The sequence below is a fragment of the Arthrobacter glacialis genome (genome assembly GCF_002909445.1).
Taxonomy (GTDB): Bacteria; Actinomycetota; Actinomycetes; order Actinomycetales; family Micrococcaceae; genus Specibacter; species Specibacter glacialis.
The window spans coordinates 36,364-62,623 of the sequence record NZ_PPXC01000010.1 but is presented as its reverse complement, the minus strand read 5'-3'; the positions used below and the strand labels follow the sequence as shown (position 1 = coordinate 62,623).

The 26,260-nt window shown below is 61.2% G+C and carries 22 protein-coding genes; 16 read left to right on the top strand and 6 right to left on the bottom strand.

Annotation, left to right across the window (positions count from 1 at the left end; translation table 11 throughout):
- The first annotated feature begins 39 nt into the window (after window positions 1-39).
- A complete protein-coding gene (locus CVS27_RS13370; protein WP_103466253.1) occupies window positions 40-1,095 on the top strand; it encodes an ROK family glucokinase in 1,056 nt (351 codons plus the stop codon).
- Between the two features lie 48 nt (window positions 1,096-1,143).
- Here the strand turns inward: CVS27_RS13370 and CVS27_RS13365 are convergent, their stop codons facing one another.
- Both CVS27_RS13365 and CVS27_RS13360 read right to left on the bottom strand, forming a co-directional pair.
- Window positions 1,144-1,680: a hypothetical protein gene (locus CVS27_RS13365; RefSeq protein WP_103466252.1), complete on the bottom strand. Its 537-nt coding sequence runs from the start codon at window positions 1,678-1,680 to the stop codon at window positions 1,144-1,146.
- The gene (locus tag CVS27_RS13360) at window positions 1,670-2,413 is read right to left on the bottom strand and encodes an alpha/beta hydrolase (RefSeq protein WP_103466251.1); all 744 of its coding nucleotides are present in this window, start codon (window positions 2,411-2,413) and stop codon (window positions 1,670-1,672) included. Before CVS27_RS13360 ends, CVS27_RS13365 begins: the two co-directional genes overlap by 11 nt.
- Before the next feature lie 179 nt (window positions 2,414-2,592).
- On the opposite strand from CVS27_RS13360, the gene CVS27_RS13355 reads away from it, so the two are divergent.
- Both CVS27_RS13355 and CVS27_RS13350 read left to right on the top strand, forming a co-directional pair.
- Window positions 2,593-3,483: a lysophospholipid acyltransferase family protein gene (locus CVS27_RS13355; RefSeq protein WP_103466250.1), complete on the top strand. Its 891-nt coding sequence runs from the start codon at window positions 2,593-2,595 to the stop codon at window positions 3,481-3,483.
- A 99-nt stretch (window positions 3,484-3,582) separates the two neighbouring features.
- Window positions 3,583-4,980: a class II 3-deoxy-7-phosphoheptulonate synthase gene (locus CVS27_RS13350; RefSeq protein ID WP_103466249.1), complete on the top strand. Its 1,398-nt coding sequence runs from the start codon at window positions 3,583-3,585 to the stop codon at window positions 4,978-4,980.
- Between the two features lie 181 nt (window positions 4,981-5,161).
- On the opposite strand, the gene pknB is transcribed toward CVS27_RS13350, so the two are convergent.
- Window positions 5,162-7,255 (bottom strand): Stk1 family PASTA domain-containing Ser/Thr kinase, encoded by a 2,094-nt coding sequence (pknB, locus tag CVS27_RS13345; protein WP_103466248.1) that lies wholly within the window; start codon window positions 7,253-7,255, stop codon window positions 5,162-5,164.
- 109 nt (window positions 7,256-7,364) lie between these two features.
- Window positions 7,365-8,735, bottom strand: coding sequence for a LysM peptidoglycan-binding domain-containing protein (locus CVS27_RS13340; RefSeq protein ID WP_103466247.1), 1,371 nt, complete (start codon window positions 8,733-8,735; stop codon window positions 7,365-7,367).
- Between the two features lie 173 nt (window positions 8,736-8,908).
- Here CVS27_RS13340 and CVS27_RS13335 point away from each other — a divergent pair, with 173 nt between their 5' ends.
- On the top strand, window positions 8,909-9,262 hold the full coding sequence (locus CVS27_RS13335) for an Rv2175c family DNA-binding protein (protein ID WP_103466326.1): 354 nt from the start codon (window positions 8,909-8,911) through the stop codon (window positions 9,260-9,262).
- Window positions 9,263-9,404: 142 nt separating this feature from the next.
- Here the strand turns inward: CVS27_RS13335 and CVS27_RS13330 are convergent, their stop codons facing one another.
- Window positions 9,405-10,508, bottom strand: coding sequence for a polyprenyl synthetase family protein (locus CVS27_RS13330; protein WP_103466246.1), 1,104 nt, complete (start codon window positions 10,506-10,508; stop codon window positions 9,405-9,407).
- Between the two features lie 106 nt (window positions 10,509-10,614).
- Entirely contained in the window at window positions 10,615-11,178 is a 564-nt protein-coding gene (locus tag CVS27_RS13325) for a hypothetical protein (protein ID WP_103466245.1), read from the bottom strand.
- Between the two features lie 192 nt (window positions 11,179-11,370).
- On the opposite strand from CVS27_RS13325, the gene dinB reads away from it, so the two are divergent.
- The 12 genes from dinB to murG all read left to right on the top strand — a co-directional run bounded on the left by dinB (window position 11,371) and on the right by murG (window position 26,259).
- Window positions 11,371-12,528, top strand: a complete 1,158-nt coding sequence (gene dinB / locus CVS27_RS13320) for a DNA polymerase IV (protein WP_103466325.1) — start codon at window positions 11,371-11,373, stop codon at window positions 12,526-12,528.
- 167 nt (window positions 12,529-12,695) lie between these two features.
- On the top strand, window positions 12,696-13,205 hold the full coding sequence (locus CVS27_RS13315; protein WP_306418498.1) for an SCO2097 family morphological protein: 510 nt from the start codon (window positions 12,696-12,698) through the stop codon (window positions 13,203-13,205).
- A 521-nt stretch (window positions 13,206-13,726) separates the two neighbouring features.
- The gene (gene mraZ / locus CVS27_RS13310; RefSeq protein WP_103466243.1) at window positions 13,727-14,158 is read left to right on the top strand and encodes a division/cell wall cluster transcriptional repressor MraZ; all 432 of its coding nucleotides are present in this window, start codon (window positions 13,727-13,729) and stop codon (window positions 14,156-14,158) included.
- Window positions 14,159-14,432: 274 nt separating this feature from the next.
- Window positions 14,433-15,431, top strand: coding sequence for a 16S rRNA (cytosine(1402)-N(4))-methyltransferase RsmH (gene rsmH / locus CVS27_RS13305; protein WP_103466242.1), 999 nt, complete (start codon window positions 14,433-14,435; stop codon window positions 15,429-15,431).
- Entirely contained in the window at window positions 15,428-16,087 is a 660-nt protein-coding gene (gene ftsL, locus CVS27_RS13300; RefSeq protein WP_103466241.1) for a cell division protein FtsL, read from the top strand. The genes rsmH and ftsL overlap by 4 nt, the downstream gene beginning before the upstream one ends.
- Window positions 16,088-16,149: 62 nt before the next feature.
- The gene (locus CVS27_RS13295) at window positions 16,150-17,958 is read left to right on the top strand and encodes a peptidoglycan D,D-transpeptidase FtsI family protein (protein ID WP_306418497.1); all 1,809 of its coding nucleotides are present in this window, start codon (window positions 16,150-16,152) and stop codon (window positions 17,956-17,958) included.
- 24 nt (window positions 17,959-17,982) lie between these two features.
- Window positions 17,983-19,692, top strand: a complete 1,710-nt coding sequence (locus CVS27_RS13290) for a UDP-N-acetylmuramoyl-L-alanyl-D-glutamate--2,6-diaminopimelate ligase (protein WP_243400181.1) — start codon at window positions 17,983-17,985, stop codon at window positions 19,690-19,692.
- Window positions 19,685-21,202 carry a UDP-N-acetylmuramoyl-tripeptide--D-alanyl-D-alanine ligase gene (locus CVS27_RS13285; protein ID WP_103466240.1) on the top strand — a complete coding sequence of 506 codons (1,518 nt, stop codon included), beginning with the start codon at window positions 19,685-19,687 and terminating at the stop codon, window positions 21,200-21,202. The genes CVS27_RS13290 and CVS27_RS13285 overlap by 8 nt, the downstream gene beginning before the upstream one ends.
- Window positions 21,199-22,311: a phospho-N-acetylmuramoyl-pentapeptide-transferase gene (gene mraY / locus CVS27_RS13280; protein WP_103466239.1), complete on the top strand. Its 1,113-nt coding sequence runs from the start codon at window positions 21,199-21,201 to the stop codon at window positions 22,309-22,311. The genes CVS27_RS13285 and mraY overlap by 4 nt, the downstream gene beginning before the upstream one ends.
- Entirely contained in the window at window positions 22,308-23,861 is a 1,554-nt protein-coding gene (gene murD / locus CVS27_RS13275) for a UDP-N-acetylmuramoyl-L-alanine--D-glutamate ligase (RefSeq protein WP_370739514.1), read from the top strand. Before mraY ends, murD begins: the two co-directional genes overlap by 4 nt.
- Window positions 23,861-25,153, top strand: coding sequence for an FtsW/RodA/SpoVE family cell cycle protein (locus CVS27_RS13270; RefSeq protein WP_103466237.1), 1,293 nt, complete (start codon window positions 23,861-23,863; stop codon window positions 25,151-25,153). The genes murD and CVS27_RS13270 overlap by 1 nt, the downstream gene beginning before the upstream one ends.
- On the top strand, window positions 25,150-26,259 hold the full coding sequence (gene murG / locus CVS27_RS13265) for an undecaprenyldiphospho-muramoylpentapeptide beta-N-acetylglucosaminyltransferase (protein ID WP_103466236.1): 1,110 nt from the start codon (window positions 25,150-25,152) through the stop codon (window positions 26,257-26,259). The genes CVS27_RS13270 and murG overlap by 4 nt, the downstream gene beginning before the upstream one ends.
- The last annotated feature ends 1 nt before the right edge of the window (window position 26,260 follow it).

Sequence of the window (26,260 nt, the reverse complement as noted above, 5' to 3'; positions counted from 1 at the left end):
TTTGGTGAATTGATTCGCCGTGCTGACTAGACTGAGCCAATGCAATTGCCGCCTCCCGATTCCGCTGTTCCAGCTCCGAACCCCGCACCCGCCCTGGCCGCGCCCGTAAGCGGCCCCAACCGTGGCGGCCTGGCTCTGGGCATTGACATTGGGGGCACCAAAGTTGCTGCCGGGGTGGTGGATGGAAACGGCGCCATCTTGGCTCAACTGCGCCGGGATACGCCCGGGCGTGATGCCCGTGCCGTGGAAGCCGTCATTGTGGAGCTGGTCAACGAACTCGATGCGAAGTACCACGTGGAGTCCATTGGCATTGGGGCTGCGGGGTGGATGGACTTGGACGGGTCCACGGTGGTTTTCAGCCCGCATTTGGCGTGGCGCGAGGAGCCCCTGCGCCAGACCCTGGAAGCCATGCTGGGGCGCCCAGTCCTGGTGACCAACGACGCCGACGCTGCGGGCTGGGCCGAATGGCGCTTTGGAGCCGGCCGCGGCCAGAACAGGCTCGTCATGCTGACGCTGGGAACCGGCATTGGCGGGGCACTGGTCATGGACGGGCGGGTGGAGCGCGGCAGTTTTGGCATGGCTGGCGAGTTTGGCCATCAAATCATCATGCCGGGCGGCCACCGCTGTGAGTGCGGCAATCGGGGTTGCTGGGAGCAGTACGCCTCGGGCAATGCACTAGGCCGTGAAGGCCGGGAACTAGCCAAGAAGCATTCACCCATGGCTGCCGGATTGTTGGGCGCCGTCAACGGTCGGGGCAAGGACATCACCGGCACTGTTGTCACGGAGCTCGCCTTGCAGGGTGAGGCGACGGCGAAGGAACTGGTCGCCGAGGTGGGCGAGTGGCTTGGGCTGGGCATCGCCAACTTGGCTGCCGCCTTGGATCCTGCGCTCTTCATCATCGGGGGCGGGTTAAGCACCGCCGGTGAGCTGTTGTTGGAGCCTGCCCGCCGAGCCTATGCCCGGAATCTCACCGGACGGGGCTACAGAAAAGAAGCCCACATCACGGTGGCCCAATTGGGTCCGGCTGCCGGGTTGATCGGCGCAGCCGACCTGGCCCGGGTCAGGGCGCACAAGGAACGAGACGCCAGCGCCTAGCCGCTTGCCAACTTCGCCGCGGCGCCTGAGCCGATCCTGTGGAGCCAACTAGACAACGGCGCCGTCGCCGCTGTCGTGGTCGCGGTGGTTCGGCAGCCGGTACAGCAAGTAGCCGGTTCCGGCCAGGAATGCCGCTATCACACCAATCACGAGCATCATGGGGATTTGGCGCCAAAAAATGGCAGCAATGACGAGAAAAATGGGGCCGCCGGCCGCGCCGATCCAAGACAGCACGATGGCTGGTTCGGAATTGGCCAGGCTGGGCAGTTCCTCCGGCACAAAGCCCTCGTCGTCGTCCTCGGCAACATAGTCGCGGGGACCCTGTGACGGGGCACCGTCTGCTGTGTAATCAGTTCCGGGGCGTTCCATGGGTGCCGGAGCCTCCTGACGCTGCCACACGCCCAGGGGGTCAAAGTCAACGACGCCCTTGGTGTCGGGCTCGACGGTGGCTGGTGGTAGTGCTGTCGCATCGGGGGCGTCCAGAAACGAATCTTCGGGTTCTTCCAGCCGGGCTACAAGGTCGCGCCACACCTCATCGTCAGTGCCGCCGGGGTGCGGGGTGCCCGCGCCGGGGTCAGAGTGCATGAATGTTCCTCCGAAAGAAGTCAGCTGACTGGGAAAAGATCAACGGTGCATCGTTGTCCATGGTGGCTACATGGTAACTGTTTTCCAGCGTCACCAGCTGCAGCTCGGCATTGCTGAGGTTTTCCTTCAGCAAGGAAATGCTGGTGTCGGGCACCACGTGGTCCACGCTGGAGCGGAATACCAGCGTGGCTGCCGTAACCTGCGGCAACCTGGCAATGGTGTCCGCGAAGAGTTGGGACAGTTCGTGCACGGCTGCGACGGGTGTGCGGGTGTAGGCCTCCTCGCTGATCCCAGTCATTTTGATGTCGTCCCCAATGGCGGGCACGCTCTTGAGCAGCCACTTGAGCAGCCCGGAGTATTTGGCCCGCGGATCACTGAACGTCAGCCCCGGGTTCACCACGGCCACCCCCGCCACAGGATGAAGTGCCGCCACCCGCAACGCCAAGGCCCCTCCCATGGACATGCCGGCAACAAAAACAGTGTCGCACCGGGCTGCCAGTTCCAAATAGGACGCCTCAAAGTCCCGGTACCAATGCTCCCACGGAGTTTTGGACAGCTCCTGCCAGGTGGTGCCGTGGCCAGCCAGCAAGGGCATGTTGACGGCGAATCCTTCCTGAGCCAGATAATCGCTCCATCCCTGCATGCTGACCGGCGAACCAGTGAACCCATGGCAAACAGCAACACCGACACGGGCCAAATCCCCGTGCCCCTCTGAACGGAACGCTAGCGCCATGGTGATGGCCCCTTTCCTGCCCGGTGTGATTCGCCGGATAGATTGCTTGATTTGGCACGGCTGGGCTGTGCACTAATTGCTGCCGCTGTCACTAGACTACTGTTGGTACGTCCATGGCGGGGGTACCGCGCTGAACTCGGTCTGCCTGCAGCCGGGAGCACCAGAGGAGGAACACCACAGTGATCTATTGGGTATTGAAGAAGATTTTTCTGGGCCCGGTCCTGAAGGTACTGTTCCGTCCCTGGACGAAGGGCCTGGACAACTTGCCGACCGAGGGTCCGGCGGTGCTGGCCAGCAACCATTTGTCCTTCTCCGATTCCATTTTTATGCCCCTCATGGTGCCGCGGCCAGTGGTTTTTCTGGCCAAGAGCGACTACTTCACCGGCAAGGGCATCAAGGGCCGGCTGACGGCGGCCTTCTTTAAGCTCACCAACCAGCTGCCCATGGACCGTTCGGGAGGCGCCGCATCCGCGAGTTCCCTGGACACGGGCGTCCAGGTGCTCAAGGATGGCGGGCTTTTGGGCATTTATCCCGAGGGCACACGCAGCCCCGATGGCAGGCTTTACCGTGGCAAAGTGGGGGTGGCCAAGCTTGTGCTCACGGCCAACGTGCCGGTGATCCCTGTCGCCATGATTGGCACCGACAAGGTCCAGCCCATTGGCCGGCGGATCCCCACCATCCGCCGCCTGGGTGTGATTTTTGGTGAACCCATGGACTTTAGCCGGTACCAGGGCATGGCCGATGACAGGTTCGTGCAGCGGTCCGTCACGGATGAGATCATGTATGAACTCATGCGACTTTCCGGCCAGGAATATGTTGACTCCTACGCCACCACCGTTAAGGAGAAACTGGCGGCCGAAAAGGCCGAGAAGAACACCAAGGCGGCCCCCGGCAAAGACGGCAAGGATGGCAAAGCAACCGTAGGCGATGCCAAGAATCCGGCCGGTGCTGTGCGGCTGGAACCGGAACCGACGTTGTTGCCCGGTACGGTAAGCATCATTGGTGCCAAGACGAATACTCAGGAGGCCATGCCTCCCGCTGTGGAAGACCCGCAGGAATCAGCCAAATAGGGGCCAAATACCAGCCGCACCGGCCGGTATCTAGTCCAGGCGCCATCTCAGGACATGGACTGGTTTCTGGCCAGTCGTTCGGGGGGATAGGCTTAAGGCGTGACTGATCTAACTTTTACCTCGACACAAGCACCCGCCGCCGGAATTTCCGTCCCCGGTGCTGCCGTATATCCGGGCCTGGATGCTTGGCGCGAGTTGCCTATTGCCCAGCAGCCCACCTGGTCCGAGTCCCCGGCCTTTGAGCCCACGGTGAAGGAGCTTTCGGTCCTGCCGCCGCTGGTGTTTGCCGGTGAAGTGGACGTGTTGCGTTCACGGTTGGCCCAGGCTGCCCAGGGCAAGGCGTTCCTGCTTCAGGGCGGCGACTGTGCCGAAACTTTCGAAGCCGCCACGGCGGATAAGATCAGCGCCCGCGTCAAGACCATCCTGCAGATGGCAGTGGTGCTCACTTACGGCGCCCAGCTGCCTGTCATCAAGATGGGCCGCATGGCCGGCCAGTTCGCCAAGCCGCGTTCCTCCAATGATGAAACGCGCGACGGCGTGACCCTCCCGGCATACCGTGGCGACATCGTGAACGGCTACGACTTCACCCCGGAATCCCGCCAGCACGATCCCGCGCGCATGCTCAAGGCCTACCACACCTCGGCATCCACCTTGAATCTGATCCGCGCCTTCACGCAGGGCGGCTTTGCCGATCTGCGCAGCGTGCACGAGTGGAACAAGGGCTTCACCTCCAACCCGGCCCACAGCCGCTACGAGCAGCTGGCCAAGGACATCGACAACGCGATTAAGTTCATGGCGTCCTGCGGTGCCGATTTTGAGGCATTGAAGACTGTTGAATTCTTTGCCAGCCACGAGGCACTGCTGCTGGACTACGAGCGCGCACTGACGCGGATCGACTCACGCACGGGCCTTCCTTACGACACCTCCGCCCACTTCTTGTGGATTGGTGAGCGCACCCGGGACCTGGATCAGGCCCACGTGGAGTTCCTCTCCCGTGTCCGCAACCCGATCGGTGTGAAGCTTGGCCCCACCACGTCCCCTGATGATGCACTGCGCCTCATTGAAAAGCTTGACCCGAACCGCGAACCCGGCCGCCTGACGTTCATCACGCGCATGGGTGCCACCAACATTCGGGAGAAGCTGCCGAACCTGGTGGAGAAAGTAACGGCCTCCGGTGCGCAGGTGCTGTGGGTCACAGACCCCATGCACGGCAACACAGTCACCTCGCCCAACGGCTACAAGACCCGCAACTTTGACGACGTCATTGATGAAGTCCGCGGCTTCTTCGAAGTTCACCAGGCCCAGGGTACCTTCCCGGGTGGCCTGCACGTGGAGATGACCGGCGACGACGTGGCCGAGTGCCTCGGTGGCGCCGACCCCGTGGACCAGGAAGCGTTCCTGACCGGCTACGAGTCTGTTTGCGACCCCCGACTGAACCACAAGCAGTCACTGGAAATGGCATTCCTGGTCGCTGAAGCACTGGGCAAGTCCAAGTAGTTCCCGCAGAAAAGTCCCGTTCAAAGGACCCCGCCCGCTTCGCGGACGCCCGAAGCCGTTCCCGGGTCCTTTGAACGGGACTTTTCTGCACCCGCTCATCCTTGAGACACCGAAACGGTCATCCGCTGCTGAAATAGCGTCAGCGGATGACCGTTTCGTCGTCCCAGCGACAGGGGCGGCGCTAGATGACCTGCAGCACGATGGTGGAGCCTTCCGGGGCTTGGCCGCCGTCGGGCGTCTGGAAGCGCACTGTTCCGAAGAATCCACCCAGCAGCTTCTCCACGCTGACCTTGAAGCCCAGGTCCTCCAGCGCCTTGGTGGCGGCGTCAACCTGCTTGCCCACCTGGTTGGGTACAGTGATCATCCGCGGTCCCTTGGAGAGCGTCAGGGTGACGGTGTCGCCGGCCTTGAGGTTGCCCGCGTCCGGACTTTGGGAGACTACCGAGCCGGTGCGAACCGTGAGACTGTTGACGCGCTCGGGAGCGATGGCTGCCACCAGACCCACGGCCTTCAGGGCTGCCACGGCGTCGGCTTCGGTTTTGCCTGCCAAGGCCGGGACAGGGATGGGCTCCGGCCCCTTGGAGACCACCAGGTTCACTTTGGTGTTGGCCCGGAACTCTTTCCCCGTGGCTGGATCCTGACTCAGTACGACGCCGGCCGGCACCTTCTCGTCGAAGGTCTCCGTGACGGTGCCCACGGCCAGTTGGCCGTCGGTGAGGAGTTTCTGGGCCGCGTCCAGTGCCTGCCCGGTCACGGCGGGGACCTTGTAGAGAACAGGCCCTGCCGAGACTTTCAAGGTGACCGATTGAAACTTCCGGATCGATTCCCCGGCGCCGGGATCGGTGGCCACCACAAAACCGGCAGCAACCTTCTCATCAAACACGTTGGAGGTTGGTAGCAGCTCAAACCCTTGGGCCTGCAGCAGTTCCTGGGCTTGTGCCACTGTCTTGTTGTGGACGTCAGGGACCGTTGACAGGGCGCCGGGACCCAAAGCGAGGAACCAGCCGGCAACCGCGACAACGACGAAGAGCAGCACCACCAGAAGGCTCCACAACAGGGCCCTGCGCCGGGGGTTTTTGGGGCCAAGAACTATTTGCGGTGTGGCGGCTGCCTTGGCGCGGGCCTTGGCATCGGCGCTGGCCTGGCGCTTGGAAAGGGCAGGCGCGGAGGTGCCGTCTCCCGCCTGGGCATAGGAGCTGGCGCCGATGTGCGCGGCGCTGGTGTTCCCGGCGTCGTACATGTCCGTGCGGGAATCCTCGGTGTACAGCCTCGACGACGGCGGCAGAACTGAGGTGGGGAAGTTGGGGGCGGCAATCACGCTGGTGGCATCGTTGGGAATCGCAGAGGTTGCCTGGGAAATAGCCTCGGTGTTGGCGTTGGATCCCACCACGGGACGCTGGCCCAACGGGGTGCCGCCAAAATCCAATTCGGCAGGCGTGAGTGTCTGGCGGATATGGCGGAGGTCCTCCAGGAGTGCGGCGCCATTGGCAGGCCTGTGGTCAGGATCCTTCTCGGTCATGTAGCGCACCAGCTCGTCCATGACCGGAGGGAGCCCGGCAATGGCAAGGGAAGGCGCCGGAACGTCATCTTGGATGTGCGCCATGACCACGGCAACCGGCACTGTGCCGCGGAAGGGCTGGACGCCTGTGAGTAGTTCATAGAGCATGATGCCGGCGGAATAAATGTCGCTGCGGGCATCGCCATTGTGGCCCTGGGCAAGCTCAGGGGCAATGTAGCCCACTGTGCCCAGCAAGGTTCCCGTGTTGGTGTTGGTGGTGACGGCACGGGACAAGCCGAAGTCACCGATCTTGACCCAGCCCTGACGTGAAATCAGCACGTTCTCGGGCTTTACGTCCCGGTGAACCAGGCTGGCGTTGTGCGCGGCCGCCAGGCCCTCAACGACGGGATCCAGCAGTTCCAGCGCCTGCCGTGGGCTCAGGGCCCCACGTTGATTGATGACATCACGCAGGGTGTAGCCGTCAATGAATTCAAAGACCAGGTAGGCGTGCTGCGGGCCCACACCGTGGTCATGGATTTGCACCACATGGGGGTGGGAGAGGCTCGCCGCACTTTGGGCCTCCCGCTGCAGCCGGGCAATGAAGGCGGCATCGGTGGCCAGGTGCGGATGCAGGATCTTTAGCGCAATGTTTCTGTGTAGGCGCAAGTCCTTGGCTAAATACACTGTGGACATGCCGCCGTGAGCCACCTTGGACAAAACCAGGTAGCGCTCATCAACGGTGGACCCGATCAGGGGGTCAGCTGCGGGATCTTGCACTCTTCCAGCTTATGAGTTGAAACGAAAAGGGACACCCTGCAACACAGTGCAGGGCGTCCCTTTTCGTTGAGAGCGTACTTTAGCGGGCTAAAAGTTTAGTGAAAACAATTCAGCTAAAAAGCGCACGGTTGGCTTTGATGCCGGCCACGTAAATGACGGTGTCCTTGAACATGCCGTTCACACTGACCGAGTATTGGCCCTGGTAGTAACCGGCAATGGCCAAATCCTCCGAGGGTGCACCCTTGAGCAGCGCCCGAATAATCGCCACGCCGGCCGTCACATTGTCCTGCGGGTCCAACAAATTCAGCTTCCGGCCCACCAAGCCCGAGGCCCAGTCGCCGGCATCCGGGATGACCTGCATGGTGCCAATGGCGTTGGCCGGTGAGACTGACTGGTGGTTGAAACCGGATTCCTGCTGCGCGAACGCCAGGGCCAGCGCGGGATCCACTCCCATGCTTGCTGCTGTGCTGGCAACAATCTCCTTCATCTGCGCCCGGTTGGGTGCCGGCGCTGCCAGAAGTTCAGCCTTGTTCTTGTTGGCGTCACTGACAACGGCATCGGGGTAGACGTAGTGCAGGAAGGTATTGGGCACCTTCTGGTCCTCGGTCAGGGCGCCCGGGGCCGCCGGTGACGGCGCCAGCGGCGTGATGTCGCTGGAGGCAGTTCCGATTCCGGGGATCACCAGGGTTTTGCCCGGATGGATGGTGCTGCGCAGCTCCATGCTGTTCGCGGATGCCAACGCCGAAACGCTCACATCGTGGTTCGCCGCAATGGCGGAGAGGGTGTCCCCGGCCTTGATGACATAGTTGTCTCCGCCGGCAGGCTGGGCAGTGGAGACCTGCGGGGACGACGGCGCAGCCGCCGCCTGGCCACCCACCTTGATCTCCTGGCCGGGATGGATGATGGAGCTGCCATTGAGATTGTTCAAGGACAATACCGTTGTCAGGCTCACCTTGTGCTGGGCCGCAATTCCGCTGAGCGTGTCACCGCTGCGCACTGTGTAGCTAGCTGCCGCGGTTGCCGTCGTGGGGCTGGCAGCAGCTGCCTGGTCTCCGGAAATGAGCAGGACCTTGCCGGGGTGGATGATCGAAGTGGCGGAGAGGTTGTTCAGTGTGAGCACTGACTGCGTGGAGACACCGTAGCGTGCGCCAATCGCTGAGACGGTGTCGCCTGCGGCAACGGTGTGCTTGCTGTTGGTGGCGGTTTGCGCGGGCATGGTTGCCTTGGCGGGAAGTCCGCGGGGAACCGACGTTGCCACGACAGCAGCCGAAATGCTGGTGCCGGTGGACGTACGGGCCTTGACTGCGGCAAGGACGCTCTTGCCGTCAATGGCGCCGTGGGGCGCTGTTTGGGTCTTGACCGGAGCGGCCGTTGCGGGCGGGGCCATGGCTAAGGAGGAGAGCATGACTACGGGAATGGCTGCTGTGGCGACTGCTGCTAGCTGCTTGCCGGCGGTAGTCGAGGGGCGTGTGGGTGTCATGGGTGCATACCTCAAGTTTTCCGTTACGGATGATGCTATTGGTAACGATGTTACTGATGTGACTCAAATTGAACCTACACTGAACCACCAGCGTGGCGGGTTTATTTGTGGAATCAGGCACAATTTATTGGCAGCTTTATACCGTGGGAGCTGATCTGTGGGAACCTTTGAGTGTGAGTAAAGTTGAAACAGTAGTCAGCGAATGGCTGCCCCTGCCCGATGTAGCCGAGAAACTTGATGTCTCGGTCACCAAAGTCCACGCCATGGTCAAGGACGGTTCCTTGCTGGCAGCACGTATAGGTGAACGCTCAATTCGAGCTGTTCCGGCCGAATTCTTTGCCGATGACCACATCCTGGAAAGCCTGCGCGGCACCATCTCGGTGCTTCACGATGCAGGATTTGAAGATGACGAAGCCATTGTTTGGCTCTTCACCTTTGATGAGTCATTGCCGGGCCGTCCCATCGATGCCCTGCACGCCGGCCGGAAGACTGAAATTCGCCGTCGCGCATCAGCCTTGGGCTGGTAATTCAAAACCTTTGAAGTGTTGGGCCCCAGCGTCGCGGGCCTGGCACTGCCAGCGCGCCCGTCCCCGCTTTTCGCACCCGTTCCTACGGGTGCGAAAAGCGGGGACGGGCGCGTCTGCTTAACCGTTGGAGAGGAGCTGGGGACTAGGACGTCCTGGAAACGGCGCCGCGGCCCAAAGCTGACAGCGCCACCGACACAAAGTCCTCGATGGGCAACGTGTCCAAGGCGGCAAAGGCCGTTTCACTGAGATCCGCGATCATGGCCTCGGTGCTGGCAAGCGCCCCCGACTCGACCATGATGGCGCACAGGCGGGCCACCTCGGCGTCCGTCAAGTCCTGGCGGCCCAGATTTTTATCAACAAATTCCTTCTCGGCCTCTGCCGCGGCGTCAATGGTCAGTCCCACCAAGACCGTTCGTTTGCCTTCGCGAAGATCGTCGCCAGCCGGCTTTCCCGTTTGTACCGGGTCCCCAAAAACTCCCAGGACGTCGTCGCGCAGTTGGAAGGCCTCACCCAAAGGCAGGGCGAAGGCGCTGTAACCCGCCAGAAGTGACTCTTGGGCGCCGGCCAGTGCGCCACCGAGCACCAGGGGGTGCTCCGAGGAGTATTTGGCACTCTTAAAGCGAATGATGGCCGATGCCCTGGCCACAGCAGTGTTGTGTGGTTTTGAGGGGCCGGCCACTTCTTCCAAAATATCCAGGTACTGCCCCGCCATGACCTCTGTTCGCATGAGGTTGAAAACCGCACGGGCCCGTGGGTTGCTGCCCTGGTCCACGCGGGCGAACATTTCCTCGCTCAGGGACAGGCACAGGTCGCCTGTCAGAATGGCCGCAGCATGGCCGAATCGTTCAGCGTCCAAAGCCCAGCCCTGATCAGCGTGGAGCGTGCTGAACTGCTTGTGCACGCTGGGCCCGCCGCGGCGGGTATCCGAGCGGTCAATAATGTCATCGTGGATCAAGGCCGCGGCTTGAAAGAGTTCCAGGGCCGCTCCCGCGGCAATGATTGACGTCGAATCGGCGGCGCCCCCCGCGCCGCGCCAACCCCAGTAACACAGCAGCGCGCGCATCCGTTTTCCACCAGTGACAAGTGTCTTGATGGAATCGATCAGGACCAGCGTCGCCGGAGAAATCTCGGCCAAGAGCTGGTGCTTCTCGGCCAGGAAGTCATTCAATTGCGCGGCAACGCCAGCAATGTAGGCCTCGTTTTCACCAGCAATGGCGGCGTCAGTCTGCTCAGGCGTTGCGTTCATGCTTTCAGAGTTCCTAGCTGTGGGAGGTGCTGGCCGGTCGTAGGGGGGGTGCGCAGGGAGGGCATAGTCTTGCCCGGGGCATGCTGCGCCGTTGAACTGGGTGAATCTACTTCAGCGAGGCAGGCAACAATGTGGCGCCCACCGTGAAGGTGGCTGTGGCCGCTGTTTGGACCACCGAGACGGTGATGATTTCCTGGCCCCCAGCCCGGATAAAAGTCTTCAGCGGCACTCCGTCCACGGCGTCGCCGGGCTGGGCAGTGAAGCCCTGGTCGGTAAAGACCTTGGAGTAGTAGCTCAAAACATCGGCGGCAGGGGCCGTCACTGTGGCAGTCAGTGCGGCAACGGAAACAGGTGTGGTCAGCTGAACGCTGGACGCCTGGATCTGCGCGCCCGTCATGAGCGGGACCACCGTCTTGGGAAAGCCGTCAACGAGCTCCTTCACAGCCGACTTTGCGGTGGCAGCGGCCGTTGCGGTGCCTGAGGCAGTAGCCGCAGCGGTTGAGGGTGTAGCCGCTGGCGCGCTTGACGCGGTTGCAGTTGGCGTGTTGGTGGGTGTGGCCGGGCTTGAGCAAGCGGCCAAAAGTATCACGGCGGAACTTGCCGCGACGCCGAACAGGCCCCTGCGTGCGAGCAACAGGGGGGAGCCGGGGCGGGGTGTGGAGTTTGTCATGACTTTTCCTTTGCTGCCGGTGCCGGTGCGTTGGCACCAACTCTCAGTTTACCCACTACGGGCAACGGTACCCCAGCACATGTTGTGCACCTCACTCCCGCAGCGGGGTGCAGCGTTCACCATCACTAGACTTGAGGGGTGAACCAGCAACTGCAGCAGGACAAGCTTCCCGAGCAAGACGGCTGCACCATCATGCATGTTGACATGGACGCGTTCTTTGTCTCGGTGGAGTTGCGCGAGCGCCCGGATTTGGTGGGCAAGAAGGTTATAGTTGGCCACCCGCTGGGACGTTCGGTGGTGCTTTCAGCCTCCTATGAAGCCCGGGCCGTGGGGGTTCGCTCGGCCATGCCCATGGCGACTGCGCTACGCCTGTGCCCGACCGCCGTCGTGATTGAACCTCGCCACCAGCTCTACTATCAGGTTTCGGCCCAGGTGATGGAGGTCTTCAACTCCATCACTGACACGGTGGAGCAACTGAGTGTGGATGAGGCGTTTCTGGACATTCGCGGTGCTCTCCGGCGTTTGGGTACGCCCTTGGAAATTGGGGCGTTGATCCGTTCGCGGATCTCTGCGGAGATAGGAATTACTGCCTCGGTGGGGATAGCGGCGAGCAAATTTGTGGCCAAGGTGGCGTCAACCCGGTGCAAACCCAATGGGATGCTGCTGATCGAGAAGGAAGGCACAGTGGCCTACCTGCACACCTTGCCGGTGGAAGCCCTGTGGGGAGTGGGGGTAAAAACCCGTGAAGTCCTGGCCCGTCTGGGGATCTTCACCGTGGCGGATGTTGCCGCCACTCCCGTGGCAAGCTTGCAAAAGGCCCTGGGCAGCACAGGGCCCGCCCTGCACGCGCTGTCATGGGGGATCGATCCGCGCCCCGTGTCAACGGTGCGCGCGGAGAAGAGTATTGGTGCCGAGGAGACTTTCGCCCAAGACACGTACGACGACGAGATTCTCACCCGTGAACTGTTGCGCCTCTCGCACCGGGTGGCCGCGCGGCTGCGGCTTGCCAACCTCAGTGGCCGCACCCTGGCCTTGAAAATCAAGTACACAGACTTTTCGACCATCACCCGGTCCAAAACCTTGGGAGCGGGCACTGATAGTGCCGCCCAAATCTACGCAGGGGCCGTGGCGCTGCTACTTGCCCTCGGGACCAGACCCCAGAGCGTGCGCCTGATAGGGGTGCGCATTGACCAGCTGGAATCGGTGGACTCTGCCCCACTGCAATTTTCCCTGGACCCGCGTGAGGACAATAACCGCAGTACAGAGGTGGTGGGTGATGCCATTGCGGCACGCTTTGGCAGCGCCAAAATCGTGCCGGCCAGGCTCCTGAAACCGCGGGATTCACCGTAAACAAAAATTGCGTTTGTTACGCCACCGTGCAGGACGGGTGGGGCGCGTTTTCTAGGCCCTGAACGGCGACTCGCAACTCTCACGTGGAGCTTGTCAACACCTTTGCAGATGCGGGTTTCAGATCGGCAAAATCAAGCCTATTGTTAGTACAAGGAGTTAAATCTTGGATGGCTTCCCAACTCATTGACGATCTGGGTAAATTAGGGACACGGCGTGCACCTGACCCCCGGGGAACCGATGACGTTGCAAGGACGTTAACGAGTACAGACGCCTACGGCCCTGACCTGAAGGAGGTCGTCATGCCCCTCTCTGAGCACGAGCAGAGACTGTTGGACCAGCTGGAGCAGCAGTTGCATGCTGAAGATCCCAAGTTTGCCAACGTCTTGTCCACCTCACCCAGCAGATCACTGTCCACACGGAACATTGTGATCGGCGTGCTGGTGGTGATCATCGGGTTGATGATCTTGTTGGGCGGTGTGGCCTCCCAACTAATAGTCGTGGGAATTCTAGGATTCCTCGTCATGGGTGCAGGAGTTTACTTGGCCATCTCGAAACCGAAGTTTGGGGCTGACCCGCAAAGGGTTGGTAAAGCTGGCGGCAATGCCGGTGCCAAGCCCAAGAGCGGCTTCATGAACAATCTTGAAGAGAAGTGGGACGAGCGCCGCCGCGAACAGTAGGCGATGGGTTGACGTGCGCGTGAGGTATTAACGAGCGTCCGTCGGCCGGATCAAGCTGGCCTTTACATTCAGGCTGTGCCTGAGCCATGAGATTCCCAATAAATAGGCCCCCTGGGGGGCCTATTTGTGTTTAAGTGATCTTTTCCCAACGGATGAGGTTCACGACCCCGTCGGGTGCCCTACCTGTCCGCGCCCACACACGCCGGGTGGCGCCAAAGTCCTCCACAGTGGCCACCAAAGTCCTCCACTTTCCCCCCTAGAGGCGGCAATCGCCCCCAGATTGGCCCCTGGTGGGGTGAAAATGTGGCAAAAATCCAGTTCGCGACGTCATTGTTGATTTTTCCCCTCCACTATGTTGACACGGATCACTTCCCCGGAAACACGGGAAATCTATGGAACATTTGCGGGGAACACGGGCTCAAATGGAATTGACGGTGGAGGATTGTGGAGTAATGTGGAGCACGTAAGAGGGAATAGGGCTAGGTTGGTCCTAAAGTCTCGACATTGAAGGTGGTGATGGGTTGTTTCTCGGAACACACTCACCGCGCCTTGATGAGAAGGGAAGGATCATTCTTCCCGCAAAGTTCCGGGAGGAGCTTTCCAGCGGACTTGTCCTTACCAAAGGGCAGGAAAACTGCATCTACGTCTTCAGTGCCCGGGAGTTTGAAAAGGTCTTGGCGCAAATGCAGGATGCGCCACTGTCGAACATGGCGGCCCGCGACTACATCCGAATCTTTCTCTCAGGCGCCTCAGATGAGGTGCCTGACAAACAGGGACGCGTGACCATTCCGGCCACCTTGCGTTCCTATGCGGGCCTGGAGAAGGAACTGGTGGTCATTGGTGCCGGCAGCCGGGCGGAGATCTGGGATGCAACAGCTTGGCGCGAGTACTTGGCAGCCAAGGAGGGTGCGTTCTCGGCCACTGATGAACAAGCAATTCCCGGAATTAGCTAGAGCACTTTCGTTTCACTGGTGATGATCTTGAGCGAGATCTCCAGCCGCCCAGCATGGTTCGACCTGACTCACCTTCCCCGGAGCCAGGCAGGACAAAGCTTGGCGCGGAGGGGGATCTGGTTTAAGAACACACCACGCAAGAGGCGCCGGTGTCGACGGATTCCAGCACAGCAGTACAGCAGCACCAGAAAAGATTTTCATTGCCATATTTGCATTGCCACTGGGGAACGATTTTTTCCCCTTCCGGTTTTGACCGAAGAGAAACGGAGTCGTGATGACGTCGGAAAACCCCACGCCACCAACGTCCGAACGCCACACTCCCGTTTTGAAAGATCGCTGCATCAATCTCCTGGCCCCGGCTTTTGAGGTTGCCCGGGCAGCCGGCCGCACCCCCATCGTCATTGACGCGACACTGGGCATGGGCGGCCACAGCGAAGCTATGCTGCAGCGCTACCCGGATCTGCACCTGATTGGCATTGACCGGGACACCGAAGCGCTGGGTTTGGCGGGGGAGCGGCTTTCACCCTTCGCGGACCGCACCGATCTGGTGCACGCTGTCTACGACGAAATCGCCTCTGTGCTGGATGATCTTGGCATTCGGCGCATTGACGGCATCCTCATGGATCTGGGCGTCTCGTCCTTGCAACTGGATGAGCGTGAGCGCGGCTTCGCTTATTCCTTCGATGCTCCCTTGGACATGCGCATGGATACCAGTCGGGGCCAAACAGCTGCGGACGTCATCAACCAGTACTCCGAGGAGGACCTGGTTCGCATCATCCGCAAATGGGGCGAGGAAAAATTTGCCGGCCGCATCGCGAACCATATTGTTGCAGCGCGAAACGTTGCGCCGCTAACCCGAACCGGGGAGTTGGTGGATATCATCCGAAATGTTGTCCCCTCCGGCGCCGCCAAAACGGGTGGCCACCCCGCCAAGCGAACATTCCAGGCCTTGCGCATTGAAGTCAACGAGGAACTCAGCGTCCTGGAAACCGCCATTCCAGCAGCCGTTGACGCCCTGGCCCTCCACGGCCGCGCAGTAGTCATGTCCTACCACTCCCTTGAGGACAAGATCGTCAAGGCAGTCTTCGCCGCTGGCTCCTCTTCCTCGGCCCCGGCCGGCTTCCCGGTGGAACTCGAAGAACACAAGGCAACTCTTAAACGTCTCACCAAGGGAACCGAAATCCCCACGGATGAGGAAATCGCAGAAAATCCAAGGGCCGCATCGGCGCGGCTGCGGGCAGTGGAAAAGATCAGAGTCAGGAGTGCATCATGAGCCAGCGTGCATCACGCACCTTCACCGTGACCGAGGGCAACACGGCACTGAGACTGCAGCACGACGACCCCGAACTTTTGCTCCCGGACCCCAAAACCAAGAAGGCGCGCACACCGCTCTCCCTGGTGGTCTCAACGCCACGCCGGAGTCGCTCCTCCGTGGTGGTCATCTTCTTTCTGGTGATCCTGGCAGCAACAGCCGTAGTCCTGGGCACCAGCATCTCCGTAAGCAAGGGCCAGTATGAGCTAGTGGGGTTGAAGAACCAGCAGTCTGATCTGCACAAAGCCAACCAGACGCTGGAGCAGGAGATCGCTGCCCGCCAGGCGCCGCAGAACCTTGTTTCAAGGGCCGCAGCCCTGGGCATGGTGCCGGCCGGAACCACCGGCCAGATAGATGTGCGGAACAAAACTGTCAGCGGTTCACCGCTGCCTGCCACAGCAGATACCAAGGGCCTGGCCAGCATCCCGCCAGCACTGATTGACCCGCCCACAGCAGTGGCGCCTGCAGAGCCTGTGTTGAGTCCTGCCGCCATTGCCCAGTCGGGCGAAAAGTCCCAGCAGCCGGCGCCCACTACACCAGCTCCCAATCCAGCCGCAGCCGTGAGTCCTGAACTCAACGGCGGGACCATCCCGGCCCCCGCCCAAAAGGACAGTTAGGCTATTCGAAAGGGCCTGGCAGCTTTGACTGCCCCAACGCTTGAGTGCAAGGAATCGTAGCAGTGGCACAAAACTCCAACCAGAGCGCACCGGGCGTCAATGCCCTCCAACTCAACAAGGTTGGCCGCGGACGGATGCGGCTTGGTTTCATCATCATGCTGGCGGTCCTGCTGGTCATTGCCGGTCGCTTGATCATGGTTCAAGGTCTGGACACTGGCAACATGGCCCAGGCTGCCGAGAATCAGCGGACGGTGGTTCAGAAATTGCCGGCCGTTCGGGGCAAAATCATTGATTCCAAGGGCAAGGTCCTGGCCGAGAGCATCATTCGCTACAACATCACCGTCTCCCAAATCAATGTTGCGGATTTTGAGGAATATGCGCACCGGAACGCTGATACGGGCGTGATCGAAGAATTCACCAAGGACGAAGGCCTGAAGAAGGTTGCCGATGTTCTGGGTCTGGCCTTTGCGGACGTGAAGAAGAACGCAACGGGAACCAAGAACCACAACTACCTGGCCATGGACGTCAGCCCGCTGGTGGAGAAGGAAATTGCGGGGCTTGGCGTGCCCGGCATCTACTCCGAAGCTGTCACGAAACGTGTCTACCCCATGGGAGCCGTGGGCGGGCCGATCGTTGGCTTTGTTGACGCCGACGGCCAGCCGCTGGCCGGCGTTGAGCAGACCATGAACTCCAAGCTCACAGGCACCGACGGCAGCCGCACCTACCAGGCTGGCAAGAATGGCATCATCATTCCCACCGCACCGGTGCGCACCGTCCCGGCCGTCGACGGTCAAACCGTTAAACTGACCATCGATCAAGACATGCAGTACTACGCCCAACAGGCCGCCCAGCAGCAAAAGCAGCAATACAGCGCCCAGTGGGCCAGCGTTTCAGTCATTGAAGTCAAAACTGGCAAAGTGGTGGCCCTGGCAGACAGCGATTCCTACGATCCCAACAACGTGGGCGCCTCCGATCCCAACAACATTGGCTCACGCACAGTGAGTTCGGTGGTCGAGCCTGGTTCAACAGACAAGATCGTCACTGCCTCGGCAGTGGTGGAGGAGGGCCTGGCCACGCCCATGAGCGAGTTCCTGGTTCCGTCATCGTTGAACATTGGCGGCCAGAACTTCTCCGACGCCTTCGACCACGGAACAGAACAACGTACCCTGGCGGGCATCATTGCCGATTCCATGAACACCGGAACTGTCATGGCAGGGTCCAAGCTGTCCTTGCAACAACGCTATGACTACCTGCGCAAGTTCGGTGTTGGCGAAAAAACGGGCATTGAGCTGCCCGGCGAAAGCCCCGGCATTCTGGCTGACTGGAAGAACTGGGATGGCCGCCAGCAGTACACAGTGCTGTTTGGTCAGGGCGTGGCTCAAACACCTCTGCAGACCACCATGATCTTCCAAACGGTGGCCAACAATGGCGTCAGGCTCAAGCCCACCATCATTGATTCGTTCACAGCCGCCGACGGAACGGTGGAAACGCCCGCGCAAGCCCCCGGCGTCAAGGTCATCAGTCCCGAGACAGCGCAGGATGCCAAGGACATGCTCGAGGGCGTGGTGACCATGACCGACTACAAGGTGGTGGGCATTCCCGGCTACCGGACCGGTGGCAAGACAGGCACCTCGGAAGCGCCTGCGGACAACGGTGTGGGCTTTGACGGTTACACGTCATCGTTCATCGGCATGGCACCCATGGAGGATCCCCGCTATGTGGTGGGTATTACCGTCCAACGCCCCCAAGGAGAAATTTATGGCGTCACCCAGGGGGTAACGTTTAATCAAGTGATGGGCCAGGTGCTGCGCAGCAACGATGTTCCGCCGTCGACCACAGCCCCCGTCAAGCTGCCCAAGTTCTACAAGTAAAACGGAACCAGGGAAATAAGTATTGTGAATGAAAAGGATGGCGTGGAAGTGCCTGTGAATATTCCGTCGGCGCCGCTGCGTCCGCACCACCCCCAAGGGGCCACCCTCGGAGAGCTTGCAGCCTTGCTGGAAGCCGCACTGAGCCACCCCATGGACACCGCGGCAGCCCTGCGGGTCACCGGCGTCAGCCTGGACTCACGCGCCATTTGTCCGGGCGATCTCTATATTGCCCTGCCGGGCGCCAAAACCCATGGTGCGCAATTTGCTGCCTCAGCCGTTGCCAGTGGTGCCGCTGCCATCTTGACGGACGACGCCGGCACGCGCCTTTTGGCCGGAGGGTCCAATGTTCCGGTGCTCACTGTCGACGATGCCCGGGCAGCCACTGGCGTTGTGGCCGCCACTGTTTACGGCACAGCCGCCATCAGCAACACGCTGCCATTGTTTGCTGTTACCGGCACCAACGGCAAGACCACCACAACGTACTTCTTGAATTCATTGCTTCAGGCCTTGGGGAACACCACAGGGCTCATAGGCACCATTGAGATTCTTGCTGGGGATGTTGCCATCCCCAGCAAGTTGACCACCCCGGAATCCACTGACATTCACGCCCTGCTGGCCGTCATGGCTGAGCGTGGCATAGCAGCCGCCTCGATGGAGGTCTCCTCGCACGCCTTGGCCTTCGGGCGGGTGGATTCGGTGCGTTTCAACGTGGCAGGATTTACCAACCTGACCCAGGACCACCTGGACCTGCACGGGGGCATGGAAGCCTACTTCGAAACCAAGGCGGCCCTGTTCACGCCCCAGCACGCCAGCGCGGCCGTGATCTGCGTTGATGACAGCTGGGGCCTGCGGATGGCCGCCGCCAGCAACGTGCCCACAGTCACCTTGTCCACCACGGACGCCAGCATCACCCCCACGAATGCGGCGAACCACTGGGAGGTGCGCACTGTGCGCCGGGACGGAATCGGCTCACGCTTCAGCCTGCACGGACCGGCCGGTGAAGTTTTGCGGGCCGGCACAGCCCTGCCCGGTGACTTCAACGTCTCCAACGCCGCCCTGGCGTTGCTCATGGTGACCACGCAACTGCTTGCCGAAGCTGCCCAGCCCGGGGACGGCGCAGTGCCCCACGCTGCGAGCCAGGAGGTGCTGGCACGCCTGCAACACGCCCTGGACAGTCATGACCCGTTCTCCGTTGAAGTGCCCGGGCGTATGCAGCTCATTGGCACCGCCCCCGTGGCAGTGGTCGATTTTGCGCACAATCCTGACGCCCTTCAAAGGGCCCTGCAGGCTGTCCGCCCGGCCACCGCCGGCGCCCGCGTGATTGCTGTCTTTGGTGCCACGGGGGAGCGGGACGCCACCAAACGCCCCATTATGGGTGCTGTGGTGGCCCAATACGCCGACGTGGTGATTATCACCGACGACGATCCGCATGATGAGGACCCGGCAGCCATCCGGGCAGACGTGCTGGCCGGGGCCGTTGCGGCCAATGAGCGTGGCGCCTTGGGCCGGATTATCGAAGAATTCGACCAGCGGGCCAACGCCATTGACCGCGCCGTTGAGCTGGCCACGGCCGTCGACGTCATATTGGTGGCCGGGCGCGGCCACGAAGTTTATCAAGAAGTCAAAGGGGTCAATCTTTCCCTCGATGACAGGGTCGAATTGCGGGCTGCCTTGACAGCCCGCGGATTCCCGATCACAGCGCCAACCACGATAGAGTCCTCAACTGATGATTGAATTTTCTGCGGCCCACATTGCCGCGCTTACCAATGGCACGCTTTCAGCCACCCTTGATCCGAACACGTCTGTGGACGTGGCCAAGATCGTCACCGATTCCCGCGACGCAGTTCCGGGGAGCATGTACGTGGCCAAGGCGGGGGAAAACTCCGACGGCCATGACTTCATTGGCGCGGCGCTTGCCGCCGGTGCAGTTGCTGTGCTGGCCGAGCGCCAGGTTGCTTCGGACGACGCCGGCACTCCCTTCCCGGCTGTTATTGTTGCCGACGCCGTGCTCGCCATGGGCGTCTTGGCCGCCGAGGTCTTGCGGCGTATTCGGGCCCACTCACCCGTAAGCGTCATTGGGATTACCGGTTCAGCCGGAAAGACCACCACGAAGGACCTCTTGAGCGGCATTTTGTCCCCACAGGGTGAGACAGTGGCGCCCGTGGGGTCCTATAACGGTGAAGTGGGTGTGCCGCTGACTGTATTCCGTGCAGTGGAGAGCACCCGGTACTTGATCATTGAAATGGGCGCCACCAAAATGGGGCAGATTTCCTACCTTTCCAGCATGGTCCGCCCCGACCTTGGTGTTGTCTTGTGTGTGGGCAGCGCCCACGCCGGCGAGTTTGGCTCCATAGACAACATTGCCGTTGCCAAGGGTGAACTGGTGGAGTCACTGGCCCCTGCTGGCCGGGCACTGCTGAACTTTGATGACCAGCGGGTCCGGGCCATGGCGCAGCGCTCCACTGCACCCATTACCTACTTCAGCAGCGCCGATGCGGCCGTGGCTGAAGAAACCACCGAAGGCGGGCAGGACTTCCTGCAGGCCCGCAATGTGCAAACCAACGCAGACGGTCAGCCCGAGTTTGACCTGATCTTCCCGGGCAGCACCCAACCATGGCAGGTGCGCAGCAAATTGCTGGGGCTCCACCATGTCACCAATCTTTTGGCTGCCGCATCCGCCGCCCATGCCCTGGGCATTGGCCCTGCCGACATTGTTTCATCGCTGAATGTGCAAAAAGCTGCCAGCCGGTACCGGATGGAGCGCACTGACCGCAGCGACGGTGTGAGCATCATCAATGACGCCTACAACGCCAACCCCGAATCCATGCGGGCGGCCCTGCGCACCCTTGCCGAGCTCGGCGGAAGTGGCGCCCGGCGCACCTGGGCGGTGCTGGGCGAGATGCTTGAACTCGGCAATGACTCGGTGTTGGAGCATGACGCCGTGGGCCGGGTTGCCGTGCGGCTGAACATCTCCCGACTGCTGGTGGTGGGCACAGGCGCCCGGGCCATGCACGTGGGCGCCGTCATGGAAGGATCATGGGGCAACGAATCCATGTTCTTTGACGATGCCGACGCCGCCTACCAAGTACTGGAGGCAGAACTTGAGCCAGGGGACATAGTTTTGGTCAAATCATCCAATGGTTCAGGGCTGAGGTTCCTAGGTGATCGGATAGCATTACCTTCGGGGAACGGCCCCACAGAAATAAGTGACATAACAACAGGTGAAAGGACTGACCAGCCATGATTGCATTGCTCATTGGTGCTGGCTTGGCCTTGGCCTTCGCCATGATCGGCACCCCCTTGTTTATCCGTTTCCTGGTTAAGCAAGGCTATGGACAGATCATCCGCGAGGACGGTCCCACCAGCCACCAAATCAAACGCGGCACGCCCACCATGGGCGGCACAGTGGTGGTCGGCTCCGTGGTGGCCTCCTACTTCATCACACACCTGATTGTGTGGCTCCTGAACCCGAACTCCGCCGGCCCCACAGCCTCGGGACTGCTCATGATCTTCCTGATGGTGGGCATGGGATTGGTGGGCTTCCTGGATGACTTCCTCAAAATCACCAAGCAACACAACACTGGCTTGAACGCCAAGAGCAAGCTGGCCGGCCAGGCAATCGTGGGCATCGCCTTCGCCATCATGGCCTTGGGGTTCCCCAATGAGTTGGGGCGAACACCTGCCAGCACCTTCATCTCCTTTGCCAGGGACATCCCCTCACTGAACCTGGCCTTTGCCGGGGCAGGTTTGGGCGTTGTCTTGTTCGTGGTGTGGTCAAACCTGATCATTGCCGCAGCCACCAACGGCGTGAACCTGACCGACGGGCTGGATGGCCTGGCCACGGGCGCTGCGATCCTGGTCTTTGGCGCCTACACGCTCATTGGCATGTGGCAGAGCAGCCAAGCCTGCGGCGGCGGCAAACTCCCGGCGGAAACCGTCTGCTACGAAGTCCGCGACCCGTTGGACCTGTCCCTGCTGGCAGCCATCATGTTTGCTGCCCTGATTGGGTTCCTGTGGTGGAACACCTCACCGGCAAAGATTTTCATGGGCGACACCGGCTCCCTGGCCATTGGCGGCGCCATGGCAGGCTTCGCCATCCTCTCGCGCACCGAACTGCTGCTGGCCATCATTGGCGGCCTCTTCGTCCTGATCACGTTCTCCGTCATCATCCAGGTGGGCTTCTTCAAGCTCTCCAAGGGCAAGCGAGTGTTCCTCATGGCACCCCTGCAGCACCACTTCGAGCTCAAGGGCTGGAAGGAAGTCACAGTGGTTGTGCGGTTCTGGATTTTGGCTGGACTCATGGTCGCCGTGGGCCTTGGCGCCTTCTACGCTGAATGGATTGTTCGACTGTGAGTGAAACTGCACCAACGGACACAACCGCCCACCGCCTCGAATCGCTGACCTCCTGGGACGCCGATTGGGCCGGACTGGCGGTGGTTGTGACCGGCATCAGCAAGACCGGGTTTTCCGTTGCAGACACCTTGGCCGAGTTGGGTGCCCGCGTGGTGGTGGTGGCCGCCTCGGACGACGCCGAATCCCTGGCTCTTGCCGACACGCTGAAGATTGTGGGCGTCAAGGACGTCATCCTTGGTGCGGCAACCTCAACAATGCTGCCCCTGGTTGAGGGTGAACAACCGCAGCTGGTGGTGACAAGCCCCGGATACCGGCCCGACCATCCCTTGCTGGCTGCCGCCGCAGCGGCCAACATCCCCATTTGGGGCGATGTTGAACTGGCGTGGCGGGTGCGCACCAAGGCCGGCCGGAAGACGGCTGCATGGATCACTATTACCGGCACCAACGGCAAGACCACCACAACCACCATGGTGGAATCGATGTTGCAGGGCGCCGGTTTGCGAGCCATAGCGGCGGGCAATATTGGCACTCCCATCCTCGACGCCGTGCGTGACCCGGAAGGCTATGACGCACTGGCAGTGGAACTTTCCAGCTTTCAATTGCACTGGACCGAATCCGTGGCGCCCGTGGCCAGCGTCTGCCTCAACCTTGCCGAAGACCATGTTGACTGGCACGGTGGCTTTGATGCCTATGCCAGCGACAAGGCCAAGATCTATGCCAACACCCAGATAGCCTGCGTGTACAACGCCGAACAAATCGAAACCGAACGCATGGTTGAAGCGGCAGACGTTCAAGAGGGCTGCCGCGCCGTAGGATTCACCACCTCCATCCCCGCCATCAGCATGGTGGGTGTGGTTGAGGGCTTGCTGGTCGATAGAGCTTTCCTTGCCGAACGCAAGGATTCAGCCACCGAACTGGCTGCGATCAGCGACATTGGTGATCTTGTGCCGCGGCACCTGGTGGCCAATGCTGCTGCCGCTGCTGCCCTAGTCCTGGCCTACGGCTTGACGCCTGCTGATGTGCGCAAGGGCCTGCAGGCCTACCATAACGGTGACCACAGGATTCAGGCCGTGGCGTCCGCGGAGGGAGTGCTGTGGGTCAATGACTCAAAGGCCACCAACCCGCATGCGGCAGCGGCCTCACTGGCTTCTTTCAATCCCGTGATCTGGATTGCCGGCGGACTGTCAAAAGGTGTTGACTACAACGAGCTGGTGCGAGAGCACGCGCCCCGACTCAAAGCAGTTGTCCTCATCGGGGAGGACAGCTCAGCCCTGGCCAACTCGTTGGCACGCCACGCCCCCAATGTCCGTGTGATCATGGCGAGTGGGGCGCACACTGAAACTGTTGGGAAAACAGCCAATGGTGATGGTGTGATGGCACAAGCAGTGGCAGAAGCCGCGGCTCTCTCCACACCGGGGGACACGGTGCTCATGGCGCCGGCGTCGGCCTCGATGGACCAATTCACGTCCTACGCCCACCGTGGCCAGGCGTTTATTGACGCCGTCAGGGAACTGTTGGAATCACGGGCAAGCGCCAAAAAGGAGTCATAGTGGCCAAGACGCCCACACAGCCAGGCACATCCGCCGTTCGCCCCGCCAAGGGCAAAGCTGTTGTGGAGCCATCGGCCGAGGTTTCCACGCCGGCTGCCAAGCAGTCAAAACCGCGGGCCACCGCGCAGACACCTGCTAAGGCGCGCCCGTTTAAACGGCACAGGGACTGGTTCAACGCGCATGTGGGAAGGCCCACGGCGTCCTACTACTGGATCATCGGAACAACCGTCACCCTGACCATCATTGGGCGCATGACTGTCCTGTCCGCCTCAACGGCTGAAACAATTTCCGAAGGCAAGGACCCCTACGGTCTTTTCATTCGGGAATCCCAATTTGCCGTGGGCGGGATGGTGCTGATGTTTATCCTCTCCTGCTTGCCTTCCGCCTGGTACAAGAAGCTTTCCTATCCCTTGATGGGCCTGGCAATTTTGTTGCTGGCCCTGATTTTCACCCCCATGGGAGTGGACATCGCAGGTAACAAGAACTGGCTCGAAATTGGACCCGTTCAGTTCCAGCCCTCCGAGGCCGCAAAACTTGCCCTGGCCATCTGGATGGGGGCAGTGCTGGCCACGAAGGGGCGTCTGGTGCGCAAGCTGCCGCACGTCCTCTTCCCCGTGGGTCTTGGGGCAGGTATTATTCTGGGTTTGATTCTGTTCGGCAAGGATATGGGCACGGCGATCATTGTGGGCATGATGGTGCTGGCCGGCCTGGCCTTCGCGGGGGTCCAGAAGCGGTTTCTGGCGCTGGCCCTTGTGCTGGCCGGCGTCGCTGCAGCACTGCTTTCCCTACTCAGCAGCAACCGCACCAGCCGCTTTTCGGCCTGGCTCGGTGACTGCAGCGAGCCAGGTGTGTGTGACCAGTACTTGAATGGCATGTATGCCCTGGCCTCCGGCGGCTGGTTTGGTGTTGGCCTGGGTCAAAGCAGGCAAAAGTGGAACTGGATCCCTGAAGCGCATAACGACTTCATCTTCGCCATCATCGGGGAAGAATTTGGTCTGCTGGGCACCCTGGTGATTGTTGGCCTGTACGGGGTATTGGCATTCGCCATTTTCCGTGTCATCAACACCCGCAACGACCCCTTCTCCCGGATCGTGTGTGGGATGATCTTGACTTGGATCATTGGCCAGGCCGTGGTGAACATTGCGGTGGTGGTTGGCCTGTTGCCAGTCATTGGTGTTCCCCTGCCACTAATTTCCTACGGCGGGACGGCACTGATCATGGTGCTGGCGGCCCTGGGCGTAGTCCTTTCCTTTTCCCGAACTGACCCAGAAAGCACCCTGAAGACGTCATGACGCAGAACCACAACTCCCCACTGTCAGTAGTCCTGGCCGGGGGAGGGTCCGCAGGGCATGTCAGCCCGCTCCTTGCCATCGCCGCAGCCATCCGAGACAGGACACCCCAAGCGGCCATCGTGGCCGTGGGCACTGAAGCAGGATTGGAAACAACCTTGGTTCCGGCAGCCGGGTTTGAACTGGTGCTGATTGACCGCATCCCGCTGCCACGCAAACCATCCATTGACCTGCTCAAGCTGCCGTGGCGCATGCGGGGAGCTGTGCGCACGGCCAAGAAAATACTCCGTGATGCCAAAGCGGATGTTTTGGTGGGTGTGGGCGGCTACGTCTGCACACCCATGTATCTGGCCGCAAAGTCGCTGCAGGTGCCCATTGTTATCCATGAGGCCAATACCAAGGCAGGGATTGCCAACAAGCTTGGCGCCCGCTACACCACCTACGTTGGCACGGCCTTTGCCGCAACCAAGATCCGCCACGCCCACCTGGTGGGGATGCCCATGCGGCACAGTGTGGCAACGTTGAACCGGGCCAAGGCGCAAAGTGCCGCCCGCGAACGGCTGGGCTTGGATGCGCACCTGCCCACCTTGATCGTCACCGGAGGATCCCTGGGCGCACTGCGCCTGAACAACGCCGTGGCCGGGGCCGTTGAAGCCCTGGCAGCGGCAGGGATTCAAACCCTGCACATCACCGGCAAGGGCAAATCCGTCAAGGCCCACGACGGGGAACTGCTGCGCGCAGATCATTACCGCCAGGTGGAATATGTTGACGCCATGGAGGACGTGTACGCCGCGGCAAGTCTGCTGTTGTGCCGCTCAGGTGCCGGCACAGTGTCGGAGGTGGCGGCCGTCGGACTTCCTGCCGTGTTTGTGCCGCTGCCCATAGGCAACGGCGAACAAGCCCGTAACGCCGCCGAGCTGGTGGGCGCCGGTGCTGCGCTGCTGGTGCCCGATGCCGAACTGGATGCCCACTGGATTGAAAGTGAACTAATTCCCTTGTGCCTCGACGAGCCGCGGCTGGACAAGATGTCCAGCACTGCTTCGCATTGGGGTATTCGTGACGCCGCCGAACGCATGGCGGACATGGTTTTGGCTGCAGGCGGGAAGTGAA